Origin of the sequence: Arthrobacter sp. SX1312 (assembly GCF_002929295.1) — a bacterium.
Taxonomy (GTDB): domain Bacteria; phylum Actinomycetota; class Actinomycetes; order Actinomycetales; family Micrococcaceae; genus Arthrobacter_D.
The window spans coordinates 1,436,729-1,456,951 of sequence record NZ_PJIM01000001.1; the positions used below are offsets into that span (position 1 = coordinate 1,436,729).

At 66.7% G+C, this 20,223-nt stretch carries 31 protein-coding genes; 4 read left to right on the forward strand and 27 right to left on the reverse strand.

The genetic code is table 11. The features are described from left to right. Positions 1-3: 3 nt before the first annotated feature. Both CXQ92_RS06740 and CXQ92_RS06745 read left to right on the forward strand, forming a co-directional pair. Positions 4-885: a type II secretion system F family protein gene (locus tag CXQ92_RS06740; protein WP_104166342.1), complete on the forward strand. Its 882-nt coding sequence runs from the start codon at positions 4-6 to the stop codon at positions 883-885. Positions 886-931: 46 nt separating this feature from the next. Next, positions 932-1,309, forward strand: coding sequence for a hypothetical protein (locus CXQ92_RS06745; protein ID WP_104166344.1), 378 nt, complete (start codon positions 932-934; stop codon positions 1,307-1,309). 15 nt (positions 1,310-1,324) lie between these two features. Here the strand turns inward: CXQ92_RS06745 and CXQ92_RS06750 are convergent, their stop codons facing one another. After that, complete coding sequence (locus CXQ92_RS06750; RefSeq protein WP_104166346.1) at positions 1,325-2,107, reverse strand: response regulator transcription factor; 783 nt, start codon at positions 2,105-2,107, stop codon at positions 1,325-1,327. A gap of 196 nt (positions 2,108-2,303) precedes the next feature. On the opposite strand from CXQ92_RS06750, the gene CXQ92_RS06755 reads away from it, so the two are divergent. Together CXQ92_RS06755 and CXQ92_RS06760 are read left to right on the forward strand one after the other, a co-directional pair. Further along, positions 2,304-3,992 (forward strand): cell wall metabolism sensor histidine kinase WalK, encoded by a 1,689-nt coding sequence (locus tag CXQ92_RS06755; protein ID WP_104166347.1) that lies wholly within the window; start codon positions 2,304-2,306, stop codon positions 3,990-3,992. Next, a complete protein-coding gene (locus tag CXQ92_RS06760) occupies positions 3,993-4,616 on the forward strand; it encodes a prepilin peptidase (RefSeq protein ID WP_104166349.1) in 624 nt (207 codons plus the stop codon). A 42-nt stretch (positions 4,617-4,658) separates the two neighbouring features. Here the strand turns inward: CXQ92_RS06760 and CXQ92_RS06765 are convergent, their stop codons facing one another. From CXQ92_RS06765 to rplB, 26 genes are all read right to left on the reverse strand, one after another. After that, the gene (locus CXQ92_RS06765; protein WP_104166351.1) at positions 4,659-5,651 is read right to left on the reverse strand and encodes a tRNA pseudouridine(38-40) synthase TruA; all 993 of its coding nucleotides are present in this window, start codon (positions 5,649-5,651) and stop codon (positions 4,659-4,661) included. Positions 5,652-5,673: 22 nt separating this feature from the next. After that, positions 5,674-6,330 carry a 50S ribosomal protein L17 gene (gene rplQ, locus CXQ92_RS06770; protein ID WP_104166353.1) on the reverse strand — a complete coding sequence of 219 codons (657 nt, stop codon included), beginning with the start codon at positions 6,328-6,330 and terminating at the stop codon, positions 5,674-5,676. Positions 6,331-6,399: 69 nt separating this feature from the next. Next, complete coding sequence (locus CXQ92_RS06775; RefSeq protein WP_043440664.1) at positions 6,400-7,410, reverse strand: DNA-directed RNA polymerase subunit alpha; 1,011 nt, start codon at positions 7,408-7,410, stop codon at positions 6,400-6,402. Between the two features lie 149 nt (positions 7,411-7,559). Continuing rightward, on the reverse strand, positions 7,560-7,961 hold the full coding sequence (gene rpsK, locus CXQ92_RS06780; RefSeq protein WP_043440662.1) for a 30S ribosomal protein S11: 402 nt from the start codon (positions 7,959-7,961) through the stop codon (positions 7,560-7,562). A gap of 151 nt (positions 7,962-8,112) precedes the next feature. Next, on the reverse strand, positions 8,113-8,490 hold the full coding sequence (rpsM, locus tag CXQ92_RS06785; RefSeq protein ID WP_104166355.1) for a 30S ribosomal protein S13: 378 nt from the start codon (positions 8,488-8,490) through the stop codon (positions 8,113-8,115). A gap of 163 nt (positions 8,491-8,653) precedes the next feature. Continuing rightward, positions 8,654-8,767, reverse strand: a complete 114-nt coding sequence (rpmJ, locus tag CXQ92_RS06790) for a 50S ribosomal protein L36 (protein ID WP_043440658.1) — start codon at positions 8,765-8,767, stop codon at positions 8,654-8,656. 21 nt (positions 8,768-8,788) lie between these two features. After that, entirely contained in the window at positions 8,789-9,010 is a 222-nt protein-coding gene (gene infA / locus CXQ92_RS06795; RefSeq protein WP_019481515.1) for a translation initiation factor IF-1, read from the reverse strand. Positions 9,011-9,275: 265 nt separating this feature from the next. Next, positions 9,276-10,103 carry a type I methionyl aminopeptidase gene (map, locus tag CXQ92_RS06800; RefSeq protein WP_104166357.1) on the reverse strand — a complete coding sequence of 276 codons (828 nt, stop codon included), beginning with the start codon at positions 10,101-10,103 and terminating at the stop codon, positions 9,276-9,278. A 9-nt stretch (positions 10,104-10,112) separates the two neighbouring features. Next, positions 10,113-10,676: an adenylate kinase gene (locus CXQ92_RS06805; protein WP_104166359.1), complete on the reverse strand. Its 564-nt coding sequence runs from the start codon at positions 10,674-10,676 to the stop codon at positions 10,113-10,115. 5 nt (positions 10,677-10,681) lie between these two features. After that, positions 10,682-11,992: a preprotein translocase subunit SecY gene (gene secY / locus CXQ92_RS06810; RefSeq protein ID WP_104166361.1), complete on the reverse strand. Its 1,311-nt coding sequence runs from the start codon at positions 11,990-11,992 to the stop codon at positions 10,682-10,684. Between the two features lie 223 nt (positions 11,993-12,215). After that, complete coding sequence (gene rplO, locus CXQ92_RS06815; RefSeq protein WP_104166363.1) at positions 12,216-12,713, reverse strand: 50S ribosomal protein L15; 498 nt, start codon at positions 12,711-12,713, stop codon at positions 12,216-12,218. Next, a complete protein-coding gene (gene rpmD / locus CXQ92_RS06820; RefSeq protein ID WP_104166365.1) occupies positions 12,713-12,931 on the reverse strand; it encodes a 50S ribosomal protein L30 in 219 nt (72 codons plus the stop codon). The genes rplO and rpmD overlap by 1 nt, the downstream gene beginning before the upstream one ends. Beyond that, entirely contained in the window at positions 12,931-13,644 is a 714-nt protein-coding gene (rpsE, locus tag CXQ92_RS06825) for a 30S ribosomal protein S5 (protein WP_258069769.1), read from the reverse strand. The genes rpmD and rpsE overlap by 1 nt, the downstream gene beginning before the upstream one ends. Positions 13,645-13,673: 29 nt before the next feature. Next, complete coding sequence (gene rplR, locus CXQ92_RS06830) at positions 13,674-14,057, reverse strand: 50S ribosomal protein L18 (protein ID WP_104166369.1); 384 nt, start codon at positions 14,055-14,057, stop codon at positions 13,674-13,676. Between the two features lie 2 nt (positions 14,058-14,059). Beyond that, positions 14,060-14,596, reverse strand: coding sequence for a 50S ribosomal protein L6 (rplF, locus tag CXQ92_RS06835; protein ID WP_104166371.1), 537 nt, complete (start codon positions 14,594-14,596; stop codon positions 14,060-14,062). An 18-nt stretch (positions 14,597-14,614) separates the two neighbouring features. Further along, entirely contained in the window at positions 14,615-15,013 is a 399-nt protein-coding gene (gene rpsH, locus CXQ92_RS06840) for a 30S ribosomal protein S8 (RefSeq protein WP_043440638.1), read from the reverse strand. A gap of 87 nt (positions 15,014-15,100) precedes the next feature. Continuing rightward, positions 15,101-15,676, reverse strand: coding sequence for a 50S ribosomal protein L5 (gene rplE, locus CXQ92_RS06845; RefSeq protein WP_104166373.1), 576 nt, complete (start codon positions 15,674-15,676; stop codon positions 15,101-15,103). Beyond that, positions 15,676-16,050, reverse strand: a complete 375-nt coding sequence (rplX, locus tag CXQ92_RS06850; protein WP_104166375.1) for a 50S ribosomal protein L24 — start codon at positions 16,048-16,050, stop codon at positions 15,676-15,678. Before rplX ends, rplE begins: the two co-directional genes overlap by 1 nt. A gap of 3 nt (positions 16,051-16,053) precedes the next feature. Next, positions 16,054-16,422, reverse strand: coding sequence for a 50S ribosomal protein L14 (gene rplN / locus CXQ92_RS06855; RefSeq protein ID WP_026549116.1), 369 nt, complete (start codon positions 16,420-16,422; stop codon positions 16,054-16,056). A 344-nt stretch (positions 16,423-16,766) separates the two neighbouring features. Further along, a complete protein-coding gene (gene rpsQ / locus CXQ92_RS06860) occupies positions 16,767-17,057 on the reverse strand; it encodes a 30S ribosomal protein S17 (RefSeq protein WP_104166814.1) in 291 nt (96 codons plus the stop codon). A 17-nt stretch (positions 17,058-17,074) separates the two neighbouring features. Then, complete coding sequence (gene rpmC, locus CXQ92_RS06865; RefSeq protein WP_043440628.1) at positions 17,075-17,419, reverse strand: 50S ribosomal protein L29; 345 nt, start codon at positions 17,417-17,419, stop codon at positions 17,075-17,077. 2 nt (positions 17,420-17,421) lie between these two features. Further along, positions 17,422-17,838 carry a 50S ribosomal protein L16 gene (rplP, locus tag CXQ92_RS06870; protein ID WP_043440626.1) on the reverse strand — a complete coding sequence of 139 codons (417 nt, stop codon included), beginning with the start codon at positions 17,836-17,838 and terminating at the stop codon, positions 17,422-17,424. Further along, positions 17,839-18,672, reverse strand: a complete 834-nt coding sequence (rpsC, locus tag CXQ92_RS06875) for a 30S ribosomal protein S3 (RefSeq protein ID WP_043440623.1) — start codon at positions 18,670-18,672, stop codon at positions 17,839-17,841. Continuing rightward, the gene (gene rplV / locus CXQ92_RS06880) at positions 18,673-19,038 is read right to left on the reverse strand and encodes a 50S ribosomal protein L22 (RefSeq protein WP_087030095.1); all 366 of its coding nucleotides are present in this window, start codon (positions 19,036-19,038) and stop codon (positions 18,673-18,675) included. A 37-nt stretch (positions 19,039-19,075) separates the two neighbouring features. Then, positions 19,076-19,357, reverse strand: coding sequence for a 30S ribosomal protein S19 (gene rpsS, locus CXQ92_RS06885; protein ID WP_026549122.1), 282 nt, complete (start codon positions 19,355-19,357; stop codon positions 19,076-19,078). 12 nt (positions 19,358-19,369) lie between these two features. Next, positions 19,370-20,209, reverse strand: coding sequence for a 50S ribosomal protein L2 (gene rplB / locus CXQ92_RS06890; RefSeq protein WP_104121367.1), 840 nt, complete (start codon positions 20,207-20,209; stop codon positions 19,370-19,372). Between the last annotated feature and the right edge of the window lie 14 nt (positions 20,210-20,223).

Below are 20,223 nucleotides of genomic sequence, written 5' to 3' on the forward strand. Positions count from 1 at the left end.
GTCATGGACCCCACCCTGCTCGCCTCGCTCCTGCTCACCTCCGCACCCATCGGCTACTTCACCTGGTCCCTGCTCACCTCCGACGCCCGGATGCGCCGCACCGTGCAGCACAACCTCAACCAGGGGATGGCCGGGGTCGTCGCCGACGCTGACCGCCCGAACCCCCTCCTCCGGCTGGGCCGGCACCTCACCCCGCAGGCATACGTCCTCAAACTGGACCACCTGCTGGCCCTCGCCGGCCGGCCGGCCTCGATGCCACTGGCCAAGGTCCTCACCGCCAAGCCACTCCTCGGTCTCGCCGGCGGCCTGGCCGGACTGCTGCTCGTGCAGTCGAACCCCAGCAGGCTCTTCGTGCTGCTTGCACTCTTCATCACGGTCCTCGGTTACTTCGTGCCGGACCTCCTCCTCTACAGCAAGGGACAGGAACGCCAGAAGGCCATGGCCCTGGAACTGGCCAACACCCTGGACCAGATGCTGATCTCCGTGGAGGCGGGCCTGGGATTCGAGAGCGCCATGCAGCGCGCGGGCGAGACAGGGAAGGGACCGCTGGCGGACGAACTCGTGCGGACGCTGCAGGACATGCAGGTGGGACGCAGCCGGCGCGAGGCGTACCTCGCCATGGCGGACCGCAGCACCATCCCGGAACTGCGCAGCTTCGTGAAAGCCATCGTGCAGGCGGACGCCTACGGCATCGCCCTGTCGGGTGTGCTGCGGACGCAGGCGAAGGTCATGCGCGTGAAACGCCGTCAGCGTGCGGAGGAGAAGGCGATGAAGCTCCCGGTCGCGGTGCTCTTCCCGCTCCTGCTGTTCATCTTCCCGGTGCTGTTCATCGTGATCCTCGGCCCGGCCGCACTCAACGTCATGGACACGTTCGCCGGGCAGTGAGCCCGGCTCCCGGCTGACCGTCAGACCGCCGCCGTAGGCTGGGACGGTGCTTCCGAATACCGCCCAGCCCGACCCGCCGCTCGTGGACCTCACGGTCCTCGCGCACCTCGAGCAGCAGTTGAACGACGCCGGGCCGGCGCGCACCTTCGCCCGCGACTACATCACGGGCTTCGCCAACCGCCACCTTCGGCTCGTACGCTCGGTCGCCGACCAGGACCTGCCCGCAGCCCTCGAGGCCGCGCTGAGCCTCCGCAATTCCTCCCTCATGGTGGGTGCCCAGCGGCTCGCGGTCCTCACCGCGGCCTTCGAGGCAGCCATCTCCTCGGCCGACCTCGACGCCGCGCGCCGCACGCTCCCCGGCATCGAACGCTGCGGGCTGGAGACGATCCGCGAGCTCGAGACCCGCTACCTCGACCCTGCCTGAGGGGCCCGTAGCCCGTCAGGCACGCACCGGGGTCAGCCGGTAGCCGACGCCGCGCACGGTCTGCAGCCAGCGCGGGTTCTTCGGATCCTCGTCGAGCTTCCGTCGGAGGTTGCCGATGTGCACCTCGATCGCCCGCTCGTCGGAGTCGCTGATGTAGGTGTCCTCGCCGTAGTAGTCGCCCCGGACAACCCGCACGAGGTCGGCCTTCGTCCTCACCGCGCCGCTGCTCCTCAGCATCTCGTTGAGGAGGTCGAACTCGCTGCGCGTCAGCGGGAGGTCGCGTCCGTCGACCACCACGGTGCGCGCCGAGGCGTTCAGGGCCAGCCCGTTGTGTTCGAACACGGGCGACGCCACGACGGCCGGTGCGGGTGCGGCGGGCGGGGCCGACGTCGTCGGCCCGGGACCCTCGGCGGCCGGCTCCGGGACCGCGCGCGGTCGCCGCAGCATCGCCGCGATGCGCGCGCGCAGTTCCCGCGGGCGGAACGGCTTCGTCAGGTAGTCGTCGGCCCCCGACTGCAGCGCCGTGAGGGTGTCCAGCTCATCACCCCTCGACGTCAGCATCACCACATAGCAGTTGCTGAAGTCGCGGATGCGCCGCAGCACCTCGTATCCGTCGATGTCGGGCAGCCCGACGTCGACCGTCACCACCGTGGCGTCGTGCGTGCGCACCATCTCGACGCCCGCCCGGCCGTTCGGCGCCACCTGCACGTCGAAGCCCGACTGCCGCAGCACCGCCCCGACCAGATTCCGTACATCGGCGTCGTCCTCGATGACGACTGCCACTCCCGGATCGCTCATTCGCTTTCAACCCCCATCCGACCTGCGGTGAAGCCCGGTCGATTTGTCCTGGCAACCATTCTGCCCGCCTACCTGCACGAATTGCGCCGGATGGGCGTGCAAAACGCGGGGATGGCGACATAATGAAGGCAGTACGTAGGTCTCAGCGTCCGAAAGACATTCAGAATGTGGAGTTCTCCCGTCCCCTGGATCGTGCATGGCTAGGATTTCCAGCGCGTCCTGGTCGAGCGTGGCGGCGTCGAGAATGACCATCGGCCGCGCCGGGATCCTCTGCCAGATCCCCCTCACGCTGATCGTCGTCATCCTCTCGGTCACCGCTCCGGTCCTCCGGCCCGGGCTGCTGGCCGACCCGACGTACGAGCTGGGCTTCTGGCTGATCCTTGTCCTGCTGGCCCTGTGCGTGGTCGTCCCGTGGAACGAACTGCCACCCGGCATCCTGCTGGTCGTCCCGGCCCTCGACTTCGTCGCCGTCGCCCTGCTCCGGACCGGCGGTGCTGACATCCAGCCGGCGCTCGGCGTCCTCGCCGTCTTCCCCGTCCTCTGGCTCATGCGGTCCCCGCTGCCCACCTGGGCAGCCCTCACCGGCAGCGTAGCCGGTTCGCTGCTCATCACCGCCTGGCCGCTCCTCGGATCCTTCGATCCCACGCGGCTGACCTCGTACGCAGGGGCCCTGCTGCTGCCCATCGTGATGTTCTGCATCGGCGTCACGATTCACCTCATGAGCGCCGGCGCCGATGCCCGCGAAGCCGAGATCGCACGCAAGGACCGCGAACTCAACGACCTCCTGCAAGCCGCCATCGATCGCGAGCGGGTACTGACGGCCATCCTCAACACGGTCGACGTCGGTCTCACCGCCGTGGACGCCCACGGCAACACCACGCTGACGAACCGGCAACAGGAGCTGTTCAACCGACTTTCGACCGGCCACGGCGACGAGGCACAGGACGGCCTCGTCTTCGGGTCGGACCGCGTCACGCCGCTGCCTCCGGACCGGCGGCCCGTGCATCGGGCCCTCACGGGTGAGACGTTCGCGGACGAGCTGGTGTGGGTCGGTGGCACGGACGCACAGCGTGCACTCTCCACCGCAGCCCGGCCCATCAAGAACGCCGACGGCGGCATCACCGGCGCCCTGGTCGCCTGCAGCGACGTCACCGAACTGGTCGAGGCCGTGACCGCGAAGGACACGTTCATCTCGAACATCTCCCACGAGTTCCACGCCCCGCTGACCTCAGTGCTGGGCTACCTCGAACTCGTCCTGGAGGACGAGCACCCCCTGCCCCCGCACCTCGCGGGCTACGTCGACGTCGCGGGCCGCAACGCCGAGCGCGTGCTCCACCTGGTCGCAGATCTGCTGTCCACCGCCGGCGACCGCGTCCGCGTGCATCCGCGCCCCGTGGACCTCGCGGCCGTGATCGAGATGAGCGTCCGCTCCAATCGGATCCGCGCGCAGAAGAACGGTGTGCGGCTCCGGACCGACGTGCACAGCCCGCTCTGGACGCTCATCGATCCGCTGCGGATCTCCCAGGTGCTCGACAACCTGCTGTCCAATGCCATCAAGTACTCCCCCGAGGGCGGCCTGGTGATCGTGCGCGCGGAGGAGACCGACTCGCAGATCAACCTCCACGTCGACGACCGCGGGATGGGTATGACCGAGCAGGAGGCCCGCCAGGTCTTCTCCCGCTTCTACCGGACGCCCGCCGCCCGCCGGGCAGACATCGACGGCGCGGGGCTCGGGCTGGCCATCACCAAGTCGATCGTCGAAAGCCATGGCGGCTCGATCCACTGCACGAGCTCCCCGGGCAGGGGAAGCCGTTTCACGGTGTCGCTGCCGGTCGACGGGGACGTGAGCCGGTCCCCGCACGACACCCTCGAGGACTCCCTCTAGGTGGTTGCTGCCCTGATCATCGCGCCTGTCACGGCCGGGCTGGCGTACGCGCTGTTCGCCCTCGCCGGCAGGGATCCGCGGACCGTCCTGCCCGAGCGCGCGCGGCTGCCTCTGGCACTGCTCGCGGGCGTCCTCGCGGGCGCCGGCGGTGCCGTCACAGGCGAGTGGTGGACGCTTCCGCTCGTGGGGTGCCTCGCGGCCTTCGGTGTGCTCCTCGCGGCCATCGACGCCCGCTCGAAGCTGCTGCCGAACGCCGTCCTCGTGCGCTTCACCGCGGTGACCATCCCGCTGCTCCTCCTCGCGGCAGGCGCGGGCGGTCACTGGGGCGGCCTGCTCGGCGCCGCGGCCGGAGCAGCGGCGCTGTTCGCGGTCTACTTCGTCCTCGCGCTCATCAACCCTGCGGGCATGGGGATGGGCGACGTGAAGCTCGCCGCCGTGCTCGGTCTCTTCGGGGGCTGGGCCGGAGCCTCCGCCTGGCTGGGCACCCTCCTCGGCGGCTTCCTGCTGGGGGGCCTGGCCGGGCTCGCGGTCCTGCTGTTCCGCCGCGGCTCGCGCGGCTCCACCTTCCCCTTCGGCCCCGGGATGCTCCTCGCCGCATTCGCGAGCTTCGTCCTCCTCGCCTAGTGGGGCGGCGCGTCCTCGCCTAGCCGGGCAGCGCGTCCTCGCCTAGCCGGGCAGCGCGTCGTCGCCGACGATCGCGGCGTCGGCCCCCGGTGCTCCGCGCGGGGCGAGGTGCCCGGCGTTCCGCCGTGCGCGGGTGAGCCCGGCCCGCCCCGCGAGCTCGTCGCCGCCCGGGTAGGCGATCTCCTCCAGCACGAGCGGGTGCGGCGCAGCCAGGATGGACCGGGCGTCCTTCAGGCGGGCGGCCAGTCGCTCGGCCAGCCACACCGGGGGCATCTCCCCCGATCCGACGCGCAGGGTCGATCCGATCAGCGCGCGCACCATGTTGTGGCAGAACGCGTCCGCCTGGATGGTCGCCGTGATGACGCCGTCGTGGCCGCGCACGAACTCGTACCGCTGCAACTCACGGATCGTCGTGGCGCCCTCGCGGGGTTTGCAGAACGCGGCGAAGTCCTGCATCCCCAGCAGGTGGGTGGATCCTTCGTTGAGGAGCGCGACGTCCAGCGGCGCGGGGTACCAGAGCGTGGTGTGGCGGCGCAGCGGGTCCTGCCCGCTCGCCACGTCCGCGATGGCGTAGCTGTAGCGGCGCCAGAGCGCAGAGAACCGTGCGTCGAATCCTTCGGGTGCCGGGGCGGCCGACCGGACGACGACGGCGGGTACCGAGTTCCTGACGGATCGGCCCCGCCCGGTGATCCCCTCTGTGAGCACGCGGTTGACCGTGCCGGTGAGGCGCCGCAGGAAGGCCTCGGACGGATCCATGTCCCGGCCGCGGGGCATGGACTCCCACTCGGCCCGGGTGAGGTCCACATGGGCCACCTGACCCCGGGCGTGCACGCCGGCGTCGGTGCGCCCGCCCACCGTGAGGCGGGCCTGGCGGCGCAGGAGCGTGAAGAGGGCGTCCTCGAGCACCCCCTGGACGGTCGTGAGCTCCGGTTGCAGGGCCCAGCCGGAGAACAGGGCGCCGTCGTACGCGAGGTCGAGCCGGACACGCAAGAGCCCGCCGTCCCTCGGGGGGACGGCGGGCTCGAGCGGTGTCATGGCGTGCGTGAGGCGGGAAGAATTACTTCTTCTCGTCCTCCACGGTGCCGTCGACGACGACGACCTCGTCGGTGCCTTCCTCGGCATCGATCGTGGTCTCCTCGGCGGCAACCTCCTCGGCGGACTCAGCCGATTCGGCAGACTCAGCCGAATCCACCGAATCAGCGGACTCGGGCGAATCCACGGAATCCACCGAATCGACGGACTCGGGCGAATCCACGGAGTCAGCCGACTCGGCGGACTCCGGCGCCTCGACGGGCGCCGCCGCGGCGGGAGCCTTGGCCTGCTCGGCCTCGGCGACGACGGACTGCTTCGCGGACATGGGCTCCAGCACGAGTTCGATGACTGCCATGGGAGCGTTGTCGCCCTTGCGGTTGCCGATCTTCGTGATGCGGGTGTAGCCGCCTTCGCGGTTGGCGACAGCAGGTGCGATGTCCGTGAACAGCTCGTGGACGATGCTCTTGCTGCTGATGACACCGAGGACGCGGCGACGCGACGCGAGGTCGCCCTTCTTCGCGAACGTGATGAGACGCTCGGCGTAGGGGCGGAGGCGCTTGGCCTTGGTCACCGTGGTGGTGATCCGCTTGTGCTCGAACAGTGAGGCGGCCAGGTTGGCGAGCATCAGGCGTTCGTGCGCCGGACCGCCTCCGAGGCGTGGGCCCTTTGTAGGTGTGGGCATGATTCTTTCTCCTCATTAGGGGTGTCCGTCCCGTCGCCCAGGAGGGCGATGGGACGGACAGATAGCGTTTTAGACCTCTTCGTCGCCGAAGGGGGCGTCGTCCTCTTCGATGGCTGCGGCGCGGGCGGCGAGGTCGAACCCTGGAGGGGAATCCTTCAGGGACAGACCGAGCTCCACGAGCTTCGCCTTGACCTCGTCGATGGACTTCGCGCCGAAGTTGCGGATGTCCATGAGATCGGCCTCGGAGCGCGCAACGAGTTCACCCACGGAGTGGATGCCCTCGCGCTTGAGGCAGTTGTACGAGCGGACCGTCAGTTCGAGATCCTCGATCGGCAGCGCCATGTCCGCAGCAAGCGCTGCGTCCGTCGGCGACGGGCCGATCTCGATACCCTCGGCGGCGGTGTTCAGCTCGCGGGCGAGACCGAACAGCTCCACCAGGGTGGTGCCGGCGGAAGCGACGGCGTCGCGCGGGGCGATGGCGTCCTTCGTCTCGACGTCGACGATCAGCTTGTCGAAGTCGGTGCGCTGCTCCACACGGGTGGCTTCCACACGGAAGGTGACCTTGAGGACCGGCGAGTAGATGGAGTCGACCGGGATGCGGCCGATCTCCGAGTCGCCGGACTTGTTCTGCGACGCCGAGACGTAGCCGCGTCCACGCTCGATGGTCAGTTCGAGCTCGAACTTGCCCTTCGAGTTGAGGGTCGCGATGTGCAGGTCCGGGTTGTGGAACTCAACGCCGGCCGGAGGCGCGATATCGGCGGCGGTGACGACGCCGGGTCCCTGCTTGCGCAGGTAGGCGACGACGGGCTCGTCGTGCTCCGAGGAGACGGCGAGGTTCTTGATGTTCAGGATGATCTCGGTGACGTCCTCCTTCACCCCGGGAACCGTGGTGAATTCGTGCAGGACGCCGTCGATCCGGATGCTGGTGACGGCGGCACCGGGGATCGAGGACAGGAGCGTGCGGCGGAGCGAGTTGCCGAGGGTGTAGCCGAAGCCGGGCTCGAGCGGCTCGATGACGAACCGCGAACGGTTGTCGGCGACTACTTCTTCAGTCAGGGTGGGGCGCTGTGCAATAAGCACTTACATTTCCTTTCGGGAAGCATCCGCTATATGACGCTTCCAAATGGGCGGGACTGCTGGTCGACCGGCTCAATAGCAGCTGGAACGGCACCGAACCGCCCTGCCGGAACCTGGGTTCCTGCAAGGCGGCACGGTGACCGGGAAGCTGGTTAGACGCGGCGGCGCTTGGGCGGACGGCAGCCGTTGTGCGCGCTCGGGGTGACGTCCGAGATGGAGCCGACCTCGAGGCCGGTGGCCTGCAGCGAGCGGATCGCGGTCTCGCGGCCCGATCCGGGGCCCTTCACGAAGACGTCGACCTTCTTGACGCCGTGCTCCTGCGCACGCTTCGCAGCCGCCTCGGCGGCCATCTGCGCCGCGAACGGCGTCGACTTGCGTGAGCCCTTGAACCCGACCTCACCGGCGGAGGCCCAGGAGATGACCGCTCCACTGGGGTCCGTGATGGACACGATCGTGTTGTTGAAGGTGCTCTTAATGTGCGCCTGGCCGAGGGTGATGTTCTTCTTGTCCTTGCGACGCGGCTTACGCACCGCTCCACGAGTCTTGGGGGGCATTACTTCTCCTACGAAGGTATTGGGTAGAGCATTGATCGACTGATCGGAAGTTCTCCGGTGATTTGGACAATCACCGAGCGGATGGGCCCCTGATGGCGGGGTTCCCTGGCCGGGCGAGCGCTAGCGAGTCCGGTTAGGGTGCCATTAGGGACTAGCGTCCGACCTTCTTCTTGCCTGCGACCGTACGCTTCGGACCCTTGCGGGTACGGGCGTTCGTCTTCGTACGCTGTCCACGTACGGGAAGGCCGCGGCGGTGCCGGATGCCTTCGTAGCTGCCGATCTCGACCTTGCGGCGGATATCGGCTGCAACCTCGCGTCGGAGGTCACCCTCGACCTTGAAGTTGCCTTCGATGTAGTCGCGGAGCTGGACCAGCTCGATGTCGGAGAGGTCCTTGACGCGCGTGTTCGGGGAGATCCCCGTGTCGACGATCGTCTTCTCTGCACGGGTCTTGCCCACGCCGTAGATATAGGTGAGCGCAATGACTACCCGCTTTTCGCGGGGGATGTCTACGCCAGCGAGACGTGCCATAGTGGCGGTTCTCCTTTGGTGTTACCGGAGGTATGGAGCAGGACGTCCCCGGAACCGATGTTCCGGTCCCCGGCCTCCGAGCCGGGGGTGTACACCCCGTGAGGGGTGCTGTTCTGCCGTTGAATGTACTTCTACGCGCGGGGAAGAGCCTCGGGAGAGGTTCTTAGCCCTGGCGCTGCTTGTGGCGCGGGTTCTCGCAGATGACGAGAACGTTGCCCTTGCGGCGAACCACCTGGCACTTCTCGCAGATCCGCTTCACGCTCGGGTTGACCTTCATGGTTTTCCTTCGAGTTGATTCTTATTTGTAGCGGTAGACAATACGGCCCCGGGTGAGGTCGTACGGGCTGAGTTCCACTACGACCCGGTCCTCAGGAAGGATTCGAATGTAGTGCTGGCGCATCTTTCCCGAGATGTGGGCGAGGACAATGTGACCGTTGGCCAACTCAACGCGGAACATCGCGTTGGGCAGTGCCTCGTTCACAGTGCCTTCAATCTCAATGACACCGTCTTTCTTGGCCATATCCTCCGCTAACGTCTGTGCCCACCACTTGCGTGACGGGCGGGTTCAGGGTTTTGATTGTCTGACCCCGCGGGAGCCGGGGCTCCGCTGACGGGCAGGTCTCCATGGCCCATTGGGCATGAAAAGCAGAGACAACCAACAGACAACGATACGCTACCGCCCGGCGATAGTTAAATCGCCCTGCGACCGTGGCGGAACGGCGAAGGCCCCGCACGGGTGTGCGGGACCTTCGGTGTTCGTGCTGCCGTCTACGTGGGGGCCGCGGTCATCCGGCGAGGGGCGCCGGCGTCACACCGAGCGGCTCGAGCCGGGACGCTCCCCCGTCGGGTGCCGAGAGGACCCAGATGCCGCCGTCGTGGACGGCCACACTGTGCTCCCACTGGGATGCGCGCTTGCCGTCCGTCGTGACGACCGTCCAGTCGTCGTCCAGTACGGCGGTCTCGAGGCCGCCCTGCACGAGCATGGGCTCGATCGCCAGGCACAGCCCGGGCCGGACCTTCGGGCCCCGGTTGGCGCTGCGGAAATTGAGGACGTCGGGCGCCTGGTGCATCTGCGTGCCGATGCCGTGTCCCACGTAGTCCTCGAGGATCCCGAGTGCCGGGCCGGGGACGGACGACACGTAGTCGTCGATCGCGGCGCCGATGTCTCCGACGAACCGCGCGGTCGCCAGGGCGGCGATGCCATGCCACATCGCCTCCTCCGTCACCTCGGAGAGGCGTACATCCTCCGGGCGGGGTGTGCCCACGATGACGGTGCGGGCGGAGTCCGAGTGCCAGCCGCGGACGACGGCGCCGCCGTCGATCGAGAGGATGTCCCCGTCCTGCAGGATGTAGTTCCCGGGGATCCCGTGGACCACCTCCGCGTTGACCGAGGTGCAGATGCTCGCCGGGAAGCCGTGATAGCCGAGGAAGTTCGAGGTCGCGCCCTCCTCGCGGAGGACCTCCTCGAACACGGTGTTCAGCTGGGCGGTCGTGACCCCCACGGCGGCGGCGTCGACCGCACGGTCGAGGGCCTTCGCCAGCACCAGTCCGGCGTCACGCATCACGAGCATCTGCTCGGTGGTCTTGTACTCGATCTTGGGCTGGCGGAACATGGGGACGTCCTAGCGTGCGACTTTGAGGGCGGTCATGACTCGGTCGGTGACCTCGTCGATGGTCCCGATGCCGTCCACCCGGGTGACGATCCCGCGCTCGTCGTACCGGGACACGACCGGCGCGGTCTGGTCGTGGTACAGGCCGAGGCGGTGCCGGATGACCTGCTCGTTGTCGTCCGACCGGCCGTCCAGCTCGGCCCGGCCGAGGAGGCGCCTGACGAGCTCCTCGTCGTCGGCGGTGAGCTGGAGCACCACGTCGAGCGCGAGCTCGTTCTCGCGGAGGATGTCGTCCAGTTCCGCGACCTGCGAGGCGGTGCGCGGGTAGCCGTCGAGGAGGAAGCCCTCCTGGACGTCGTCGGCGGCGAGCCGGTCGCGCACCATGCGGTTCGTGACGCTGTCGGGAACGAAGTCGCCGGCGTCCATGAACGTCTTCGCCTCGACCCCGAGCGGGGTCTCCCGCTTGACGTTGTCACGGAAGATGTCGCCCGTCGAGATGGCCACCACCCCGAGGCGCTCGGAGATCCGCGCGGCCTGGGTTCCCTTACCGGACCCGGGGGGACCGATGATCAGCATTCTCGTCAACGCAACAACCCTTCGTAGTGACGCTGCTGGAGCTGAGCGTCGATCTGCTTCACCGTCTCGAGGCCCACACCCACCATGATCAGGATCGAGGTGCCGCCGAACGGGAAGTTCTGGTTGGCGCCGATGGCCACGAGGGCGATCAGCGGGATCAGTGCCACGAGCCCGAGGTAGATGGCGCCCGGGAGCGTGATGCGCGAGAGCACGTACTGCAGGTACTCCGCCGTCGGGCGTCCCGCACGGATGCCCGGGATGAAGCCGCCGTACTTCTTCATGTTCTCGGACACCTCGTCCGGATTGAAGGTGATCGCGACGTAGAAGTAGGTGAAGAAGACGATCAGCAGGAAGTACATCGCCATGTACAGCGGGTGGTCGCCGCTGGTCAGGTAGGTGGAGATCCAGTTGACCCATCCGGCCGGCGCGCTGCCGTCCTGGGGGGTGTTGAACTGAGCGATCAGGCTGGGCAGGTACAGCATCGAGGACGCGAAGATCACGGGGATGACGCCGGCCATGTTGACCTTGATCGGGATGTAGGTGCTGCTGCCGCCGAGGGTGCGGCGCCCGACCATGCGCTTGGCGTACTGGACCGGGATGCGGCGCTGCGACTGCTCCACGAAGATCACGAGGGCGACGACGACGACGCCCATCAGCAGGACGAAGGTGAAGACCATGGCGCCCTGGGTGCGGAAGATCTCGCCCAGCGAGGTGGGGAAACCGGCGGCGATCGCGGTGAAGATGAGCAGCGACATGCCGTTGCCGACGCCCCGCTCGGTGATGAGCTCGCCCATCCACATGATGAGGCCGGTTCCCGCGGTCAGCGTGAGGATGAGCAGCAGGATGGTGACCAGCGAGTCGTCCGGGATGATGGGCACCGGGCAGTTGCCGAGCAGCGCGCCCGAACGGGCGAGCGAGACGAGGGTGGTGGCGTTGAGGAGCCCCAGGGCGATCGTCAGGTAGCGCGTGTACTGGGTCAACTGTGACTGGCCCTGCGCGCCTTCCTGGTGCAGCTCCTGGAAGCGGGGAATGACCACGCGGAGGAGCTGCGTGATGATGCTGGCGGTGATGTACGGCATGATGCCCAGGGCGAAGATCGAGACCTGGAGCAGCGCTCCGCCGCTGAAGAGGTTCACGAACTGGTACAGACCACCCTCGGTGTTGCCGAGGGCCAGGCACTCCTGGACGTTGCCGTAGTCGACGCCCGGGGCGGGGATGAACGCCCCGAGGCGGAAGATGGTGATGATTCCCAGCGTGAACAACAGCTTGCGCCGCAAGTCTGGCGTCCGGAATGCCCGGCCAATAGCGCTTAGCAAGCGTCCTCCTGAAGGTCTGTTGGTCCTGGCGCGGACCGTACACAACAACCGAGTCTAACGGTTGGTCATGGCTGCGGGACTTCCCGCGGGTGGTGGGTGGCGTAAGCCGAAAAAAGACTCCTGGTGGGCTGATCCAGCCCTGCCCACCAGAAGTCTAGTTCCTTGATGCGGTAGATCACAGCCGACCCTCCCCCGGCGGCGCGGTGGAGGGTCGGCAGAGGACCTACAGTTCGGTGACGGTGCCGCCTGCTGCGACGATCTTCTCTGCAGCGGATGCGGAGAAGGCGTCGGCCGACACGTTCACGGCCACCGTGATGTCGCCGGTCCCCAGCACCTTGACGGGCTGGTTCTTGCGGACGGCGCCGTTCGCCACCAGGCTCTCCACCGTGACGTCGCCGCCATCGGGGTAGAGCTCGGAGAGCTTGTCCAGGTTCACGACCTGGAACTCGACGCGGAACGGGTTCTTGAAGCCGCGCAGCTTGGGAAGACGCATGTGCAGCGGCAGCTGGCCGCCGGCGAATCCTGCCTTCACCTGGTAGCGCGCTGCGGTTCCCTTGGTACCACGGCCTGCGGTCTTACCCTTCGAGCCCTCACCACGGCCGACACGGGTCTTCGCCGTCTTGGCTCCGGGTGCGGGACGCAGGTGGTGGACCTTCAGGGCGTGGACGCGCTCTGCTTTTGCCTCGGTCGCGGCCGGAGCCGCGATGTTCTTGTCTGCCATTAGTTGGCCTCCTCAACCTTCAAGAGGTGCGGAACCGTGTTGATCATGCCGACGGTGACGGCATCGGCTTCACGGACCACGGTGTGGCCGATCCGCTTCAGGCCGAGCGACCGCAGCGTGTCGCGCTGGTTCTGCTTGCCGCCGATGGCGGACTTGATCTGGGTGATCGAGAGCTTCGCCGAGCTCACGGGCACCTTCTTCGGGGTGATCGCGGTCATCACGCACCTGCCTTCTGAGCTGCGATTGCGCGCAGCATCTGGTGGGATGCGACCTCGTCGAGGGGCAGGCCACGGCGTGCCGCGACGGCCTGGGGCTCCTCGAGGCGCTTCAGCGCGTCAACGGTCGCGTGAACGATGTTGATGGCGTTCGCGGAACCGAGCGACTTGGAGAGGACGTCGTGGATGCCGACGCACTCCAGGACCGCACGCACCGGACCACCGGCGATGACGCCGGTACCCGGGGAGGCGGGACGGAGGAGGACGACGCCTGCGGCTGCCTCGCCCTGCACCAGGTGCGGGACGGTGCCACCGATGCGCGGAACGCGGAACATCGTCTTCTTGGCTTCCTCGACGGCCTTCTGGATGGCCGAAGGGACTTCCTTCGCCTTTCCGTAGCCGACGCCGACCATGCCGTTGCCGTCGCCGACCACCACGAGGGCGGTGAAGCTGAAGCGGCGGCCGCCCTTGACGACCTTGGCGACACGGTTGATGGTGACGACGCGTTCGATGAACTTGTCCTTGTCGTCGTTGCGGCCGCCGTCGCGACCGTCACGGCCACCCCGGCCGCCACGTTCGCCACCGCGGGCGTTGCCGCCACGCTCGCCGCCGCGGGCGTTGCCGCGCGCATTGCGGTTGGCGTCAGCCGACGCGGTCTCCGTTGCGCCTGCGGCTGAAGTCGCTTCGGCCGCGGGCTGCTCTGTAGCCGTATTCAATGGGGCTTCCTTTGCGTTGTTCTCCTCGGTCACAGTGCCAGCCCACCTTCACGTGCGCCGTCTGCGATGGCTGCAACGCGACCGTGGTACTTGTTGCCACCGCGGTCGAAGACGACTGCCTCGACGCCGACGGCCATGGCACGCTCGGCCACGAGTTCGCCGACGCGCTTGGCCTTCGCGGTCTTGTCACCGTCGAATGCACGGAGGTCCGCTTCGAGGGTGGACGCCGATGCGACGGTCACGCCCCTGGTGTCGTCGACGACCTGCACGAATACGTGGCGGGCCGAACGGTTGACGACCAGGCGGGGGCGGACAGCCGTGCCCGAGACGCGCTTGCGTACACGGAGGTGGCGGCGTCCGCGGGAGGCGGCCTTGCTCTTCGAGCTGCGCTTCTTGTTGATGCTCAGACCCATGGTTACTTACCAGCCTTTCCGACCTTGCGGCGGATGATCTCGCCTGCGTAGCGGATGCCCTTGCCCTTGTACGGGTCAGGCTTGCGCAGCTTGCGGATGGTTGCAGCGACCTCGCCGACCTGCTGCTTGTTGATGCCTGCGACCGAGAGCTTGGTGGGGCTGTCGACGGTGAGCGTGATGCCCTCGGGAGCCTTGACGGCTACCGGGTGGCTGTAGCCCAGAGCGAACTCCAGGTCGCTGCCCTTGGCCTGGACACGGTAACCCGTGCCCACGATCTCGAGGTTCTTCTTGTAGCCCTCGGTGACTCCGACGATCATGTTGGAGACGAGGGTGCGGGTCAGGCCGTGCAGCGAACGCGATTCGCGCTCGTCGTTGGGGCGGCCGACCGTGAGCGTGCCCTCGGAGAGGGAGACCTCGATGGGGCTGGGAACCGTGTGGCTCAGCTCGCCCTTCGGGCCCTTGACGGAGACCTCTTGACCGCTGACATTGACCTCGACACCAGCGGGAACGGTGATGGGGAGACGTCCAATACGTGACATGTTTCTTTCCCTTTCCCGTTACCAGACGTAGGCGAGGACTTCCCCACCTACACCCTTCTTGGATGCCTGGCGGTCCGTGAGCAGACCGGAGGACGTGGACAGGATGGCGATACCGAGGCCGCCGAGCACGTGGGGCAGGTTCGTGGACTTCGCGTACACGCGCAGGCCCGGCTTGGAGATACGGCGGATGCCGGCGATCGAACGCTGGCGGTCCGGGCCGAACTTGAGGTCGATGGTCAGCTTCTTGCCGACCTCCGCTTCCTCTTCCTTCCAGCCGGCGATGTAGCCCTCGGCCTTCAGGATGTCCGCGACGCGGGCCTTCAACTTGCTGTACGGCATGGACACGGAATCGTGGTAAGCCGAGTTGGCGTTGCGCAGACGCGTGAGCATGTCTGCGACAGGATCTGTCATTGTCATGTGGGCTCTTGCCCTTCCTCGAAACGGTTTCCGGTTTCCGGTCGGCACACGTAGTGACGGCCGGAGCGGACCTGCAACGTAGTTAGATTAATCTTCGGATTTGAACGGGAAGCCAAGCGCCTTGAGGAGCGCGCGGCCCTCGGCGTCGGTCTTGGCGGTGGTGACGACGGTGATGTCCATACCGCGGACACGGTCGATCCGGTCCTGGTCGATCTCGTGGAACATGGACTGCTCCGTGAGACCGAAGGTGTAGTTGCCGTTGCCGTCGAACTGCTTGCCGTTGAGGCCGCGGAAGTCGCGGATACGGGGCAGGGCGAGGGAGACCAGGCGGTCCGTGAATTCCCACATGCGGTCGCCACGCAGGGTGGCGTGGGCGCCGATGGGCATTCCCTCGCGGAGCTTGAACTGCGCGATGGACTTGCGGGCCTTGGTGACCTGGGGCTTCTGGCCCGTGATCGCGGTGAGGTCCTTGACGGCTCCGTCGATCAGCTTGGAGTCCTTGGCGGCGTCACCGACACCCATGTTCACGACGACCTTCACCAGGCGCGGGACCTGGTTGACGTTGGCGTAGCTGAACTGCTCCTGCAGGGCGCCCTTGATCTCGGACGCGTAGCGCGCCTTGAGGCGGGGAAGAACCTTGGCTTCTGTGGTTTCGACAGTCATTACAGATCCTTCCCTGATGACTTGGCGACACGGATGCGGACCACGCGCTCGCGGCCGTCGCGCTCGACGGTCTCGGTGCGGTATCCGACGCGGGTCGGCTTCTTGGTCTCGGGATCGACGACGGCCACGTTGCTGATGTGCACGGGTGCCTCGACGACTTCGATGCCACCGGTCGTGGTGCCGCGCTGCGACTGCCCGACCTTGGTGTGCTTGGTGATCCGGTTGATGCCTTCCACGAGGACGCGGTTGGACTCGGGGAACACCTTGAGGACCTTGCCCTGCTTGCCGCGGTCTCCGCCGCGTTCCTGCTTGCCCCCGGTGATGACCTGGACGAGGTCACCCTTCTTGATCTTGAGCTTTGTCTTCTGTGCCATGGACTACAGCACCTCCGGCGCCAGCGAGATGATCTTCATGAAACGCTTGTCGCGGAGCTCGCGACCGACAGGGCCGAAGATACGGGTGCCGCGAGGGTCGCCGTCGTTCTTCAGGATCACTGCTGCGTTCTCATCGAACTTGATGTAGGAACCGTCCGCGCGGCGGCGTTCCTTCTTGGTGCGGACGATGACCGCCTTGACGACGTCGCCCTTCTTGACGTTGCCGCCGGGGATCGCGTCCTTGACGGTGGCGACGATGACGTCGCCGATGCCTGCGTAGCGGCGCCCGGATCCTCCGAGAACGCGGATGGTCAAGATTTCCTTGGCCCCCGTGTTGTCGGCGATCTTTAGCCGCGATTCCTGCTGAATCACTGATTACTCCTGTCGTCGCGCCGGTTCTCTCATCGAGCCTTGCGGAACGGATATGGGTGGGCCCCGTAATACTGGTACTCGCCGTGTGCGCGCCCGGGGCGCGCGGCCATGCCAAATCTTCGACATGGTGGATCGTGGCGAACAAGATTATCGGGCTTTTGCCTATTTGCCCGGTGTGAAGGCAACCCCCGGAGGAAATCCCGTGAGGAGACCTTGTGAGGGCATGCGCCAGCCCACCAGACAGACAAGATTCCCATGGTATCGCGAAGATGCCCCGGACGCGAAATCGCGTCCGGGGCATCCGGGGCGGGTCCGGTGGTGCCGGACCCTGTGCAGTGCTGGTGTTACTTGGCCTTCTCGATGATCTCCACCAGGCGCCACCGCTTGGTGGCGGACAGCGGGCGGGTCTCGCTGATCAGGACCATGTCGCCGATGCCGGCGCTGTTCTGCTCGTCGTGCGCCTTGACCTTGGAGCTGCGGCGAAGCACCTTGCCGTACAGGGCGTGCTTCACGCGGTCCTCGACCTCGACGACGATCGTCTTTTCCATCTTGTCGGAGACGACGTAGCCACGGCGTACCTTGCGGTAGCCGCGCGAGTTGGCGTCGTGGACGGCCTTCTCGGTTCCTACGGTCATTTCGCTCTGCTTCTCACTCATTTGGCGTCCTCCTCAGAAGCCTCGGTGTCCGCGGAAGGTGCGTCCTTCGCGGAGGCCTTCTTGGCTTTCTTGGGCTTGTCCGCCTTCGCGGGCTTCGCTTCCTCGACGGGAGCGACGACCTCGGGACGGAGACCCAGTTCGCGCTCACGCAGCACCGTGTAGATGCGTGCGATGTCGCGCTTGACCGAACGAAGGCGACCGTGGCTTTCGAGCTGGCCGGTGGCCGACTGGAAACGGAGGTTGAACAGCTCCTCCTTGGCCTTGCGCAGTTCTTCCACCAGACGGTCCTTATCGAAGCCGTCCAGCTGGTCTGTTGCCAGTTCCTTTGAACCCAGAGCCATAACTATTCACCACCCTCACGACGCACGATGCGTGCCTTCAACGGCAGCTTGTGGATCGCGAGGCGCAGGGCTTCGCGGGCTACCTCTTCGGAAACGCCGGACAGTTCGAAGAGAACCCGTCCCGGCTTGACGTTGGCCACCCACCACTCGGGCGAACCCTTACCGGAACCCATGCGGGTCTCGGCGGGCTTCTTGGTCAACGGGCGGTCCGGATAGATGTTGATCCAGACCTTGCCGCCACGCTTGATGTGGCGGGTCATGGCGATACGAGCGGACTCGATCTGCCGGTTGGTGACGTATGCCGGGCTCAGAGCCTGGATACCCCACTCGCCGAAGCTGACCTCGGTACCGCCCGTGGCAGCGCCCGAGCGACCCGGGTGGTGCTGCTTACGGAACCTGACTCGACGTGGGATAAGCATTTAGGCCTGTCCTCCTTCAGTCGCAGCGGGGGCTGCGGCGGTCTCGGCGGGTGCAGACGCACCCTGGCCCTCGGAGCGCTCAGGCGCACGACGACGACGGTCGCCTCCGCGGTCGGCACCGGCGGGGCCACGGCCCGGACGGTCTCCGCCACGGCCACGGGAGGGAGCTGCTGCAGCCTGGGCCGCGAGTTCCTTCGCCGTGACGTCACCCTTGTAGATCCAGACCTTCACGCCGATGCGGCCGAAGGTGGTCTTCGCTTCGAAGAAGCCGTAGTCGATGTTGGCGCGGAGCGTGTGCAGGGGAACGCGTCCCTCGCGGTAGAACTCCGAGCGGCTCATTTCGGCGCCACCCAGGCGACCGGAGCACTGGACACGGATGCCCTTGGCGCCGGCACGCTGTGCGGACTGCATGGCCTTCTTCATCGCGCGGCGGAACGCCACGCGGGAGGAGAGCTGCTCGGCGATGCCCTGGGCGACGAGCTGAGCCTCGATCTCGGGGTTCTTGACCTCGAGGATGTTCAGCTGGACCTGCTTGCCCGTGAGCTTCTCGAGCTCGCCGCGGATGCGGTCCGCTTCTGCTCCACGACGGCCGATGACGATACCGGGGCGTGCCGTGTGGATGTCCACGCGGACGCGGTCCCGGGTGCGCTCGATCTCGACCTTGGCGATGCCGGCGCGGTCCATGCCGGTCGACATCAGCTGGCGGATCTTGATGTCCTCGCGGACGAAGTCACGGTAGCGCTGGCCGGGCTTGTTGCTGTCGGCGAACCAGTGTGACCGGTGGTCGGTGGTGATGCCGAGTCGGAACCCGTGCGGGTTTACTTTCTGTCCCACTTAGCGGACCTCCACTTTCTCAGGGGTAGCGACGACAACCGTGATGTGGCTGGTCCGCTTGTTGATGCGGAACGCGCGGCCCTGGGCTCGCGGACGGAACCGCTTCATCGTCGGGCCTTCATCAACGAATGCTTCGCTGATGATGAGGTTGTCCTCGTCGAAGGCGACGCCGTCACGGTCCGCGCGAACGCGGGCGTTGGCGACTGCCGACTGGACCACCTTGAAAACCGGCTCCGAAGCAACCTGTGGGGCAAACTTCAGAATAGCCAGAGCCTCATTCGCCTGCTTACCACGAACAAGGTTGACGACGCGCCGGGCCTTCATAGGCGTTACGCGGATATGACGCGCAATAGCCTTGGCTTCCATTGCTTTCCTTCTCTCGTCTTAGCCGTAAGAGCAGCGCCTAGCGGCGCTTGCCCTTGCGGTCGTCCTTAACATGGCCGCGGAAGGTCCGCGTGGGAGCGAATTCGCCGAGCTTGTGCCCGACCATCGACTCGGTGACAAACACCGGGATGTGCTTGCGCCCGTCGTGCACCGCGATCGTGTGCCCGAGCATGTCGGGGACGATCATGGAGCGGCGGGACCACGTCTTGATGACGTTCTTCGTACCCGATTCGTTCTCGCGAGCGACCTTTACGTAAAGGTGCTGATCGACGAAGGGGCCTTTCTTCAGGCTGCGTGGCATGTCTCCAGGCTCCTATCGCTTGTTCTTGCCGGAACGACGGCGACGCACGATAAGTGAGTCGCTCTCTTTGTTGGGGCGACGGGTGCGGCCTTCGGCCTTGCCGTTGGGGTTGACCGGGTGGCGTCCACCGGAGGTCTTGCCCTCGCCACCACCGTGCGGGTGGTCGACCGGGTTCATGGCGACACCACGGACGGTCGGGCGGATGCCCTTCCAGCGGTTGCGGCCGGCCTTGCCCCAGTTGATGTTCGACTGCTCGGCGTTGCCGACCTCGCCGACCGTCGCGCGGCAGCGGACGTCGACGTTGCGGATCTCGCCGGAGGGCAGTCGCAGCTGGGCGAAGCGGCCCTCCTTGGCGACGAGCTGGACCGACGCACCGGCGGAGCGTGCCATCTTCGCGCCGCCGCCTGGGCGGAGCTCGACGGCGTGGATGACGGTACCCACGGGGATGTTGCGCAGCGGCAGGTTGTTGCCGGGCTTGATGTCCGCCCCGGCGCCGGCCTCGACGAAGTCGCCCTGCTTGAGCTTGTTCGGCGCGATGATGTAGCGCTTGGTGCCGTCGACGTAGTGCAGGAGGGCGATGCGCGCGGTGCGGTTGGGATCGTATTCGATCTCGGCAACGCGGGCGTCGACGCCGTCCTTGTCGTGGCGGCGGAAGTCGATCAGACGGTACTGACGCTTGTGTCCACCGCCCTTGTGGCGGGTCGTGATCTTACCGGTGTTGTTGCGTCCACCCTTCTTGGGAAGGGGGCGGACCAACGACTTTTCCGGCGTCGACCGTGTGATTTCAGCGAAGTCGGCAACGCTCGAGCCACGACGGCCCGGGGTTGTCGGCTTGTATTTACGGATTCCCATAACTCAATTCCTCG

What these genes read in the sequence shown, in the direction of transcription:
- CXQ92_RS06740 (WP_104166342.1), top strand. Translation starts at nt 4, where the DNA reads ATGGACCCCACCCTGCTCGCCTCGCTCCTGCTCACCTCCGCACCCATC.
- CXQ92_RS06750 (WP_104166346.1), bottom strand. Translation starts at nt 2,107, where the DNA reads ATGAGCGATCCGGGAGTGGCAGTCGTCATCGAGGACGACGCCGATGTA.
- CXQ92_RS06755 (WP_104166347.1), top strand. Translation starts at nt 2,304, where the DNA reads ATGGCTAGGATTTCCAGCGCGTCCTGGTCGAGCGTGGCGGCGTCGAGA.
- CXQ92_RS06765 (WP_104166351.1), bottom strand. Translation starts at nt 5,651, where the DNA reads ATGACACCGCTCGAGCCCGCCGTCCCCCCGAGGGACGGCGGGCTCTTG.
- rplQ (WP_104166353.1), bottom strand. Translation starts at nt 6,330, where the DNA reads ATGCCCACACCTACAAAGGGCCCACGCCTCGGAGGCGGTCCGGCGCAC.
- rpsK (WP_043440662.1), bottom strand. Translation starts at nt 7,961, where the DNA reads ATGCCCCCCAAGACTCGTGGAGCGGTGCGTAAGCCGCGTCGCAAGGAC.
- rpsM (WP_104166355.1), bottom strand. Translation starts at nt 8,490, where the DNA reads ATGGCACGTCTCGCTGGCGTAGACATCCCCCGCGAAAAGCGGGTAGTC.
- rpmJ (WP_043440658.1), bottom strand. Translation starts at nt 8,767, where the DNA reads ATGAAGGTCAACCCGAGCGTGAAGCGGATCTGCGAGAAGTGCCAGGTG.
- infA (WP_019481515.1), bottom strand. Translation starts at nt 9,010, where the DNA reads ATGGCCAAGAAAGACGGTGTCATTGAGATTGAAGGCACTGTGAACGAG.
- map (WP_104166357.1), bottom strand. Translation starts at nt 10,103, where the DNA reads ATGTTCCGCCAGCCCAAGATCGAGTACAAGACCACCGAGCAGATGCTC.
- CXQ92_RS06805 (WP_104166359.1), bottom strand. Translation starts at nt 10,676, where the DNA reads ATGCTGATCATCGGTCCCCCCGGGTCCGGTAAGGGAACCCAGGCCGCG.
- rplO (WP_104166363.1), bottom strand. Translation starts at nt 12,713, where the DNA reads ATGGCAGACAAGAACATCGCGGCTCCGGCCGCGACCGAGGCAAAAGCA.
- rpmD (WP_104166365.1), bottom strand. Translation starts at nt 12,931, where the DNA reads ATGACCGCGATCACCCCGAAGAAGGTGCCCGTGAGCTCGGCGAAGCTC.
- rplR (WP_104166369.1), bottom strand. Translation starts at nt 14,057, where the DNA reads ATGGGTCTGAGCATCAACAAGAAGCGCAGCTCGAAGAGCAAGGCCGCC.
- rplF (WP_104166371.1), bottom strand. Translation starts at nt 14,596, where the DNA reads ATGTCACGTATTGGACGTCTCCCCATCACCGTTCCCGCTGGTGTCGAG.
- rpsH (WP_043440638.1), bottom strand. Translation starts at nt 15,013, where the DNA reads ATGACAATGACAGATCCTGTCGCAGACATGCTCACGCGTCTGCGCAAC.
- rplE (WP_104166373.1), bottom strand. Translation starts at nt 15,676, where the DNA reads ATGACTGTCGAAACCACAGAAGCCAAGGTTCTTCCCCGCCTCAAGGCG.
- rplX (WP_104166375.1), bottom strand. Translation starts at nt 16,050, where the DNA reads ATGGCACAGAAGACAAAGCTCAAGATCAAGAAGGGTGACCTCGTCCAG.
- rpsQ (WP_104166814.1), bottom strand. Translation starts at nt 17,057, where the DNA reads ATGACCGTAGGAACCGAGAAGGCCGTCCACGACGCCAACTCGCGCGGC.
- rpmC (WP_043440628.1), bottom strand. Translation starts at nt 17,419, where the DNA reads ATGGCTCTGGGTTCAAAGGAACTGGCAACAGACCAGCTGGACGGCTTC.
- rplP (WP_043440626.1), bottom strand. Translation starts at nt 17,838, where the DNA reads ATGCTTATCCCACGTCGAGTCAGGTTCCGTAAGCAGCACCACCCGGGT.
- rplV (WP_087030095.1), bottom strand. Translation starts at nt 19,038, where the DNA reads ATGGAAGCCAAGGCTATTGCGCGTCATATCCGCGTAACGCCTATGAAG.
- rpsS (WP_026549122.1), bottom strand. Translation starts at nt 19,357, where the DNA reads ATGCCACGCAGCCTGAAGAAAGGCCCCTTCGTCGATCAGCACCTTTAC.
- rplB (WP_104121367.1), bottom strand. Translation starts at nt 20,209, where the DNA reads ATGGGAATCCGTAAATACAAGCCGACAACCCCGGGCCGTCGTGGCTCG.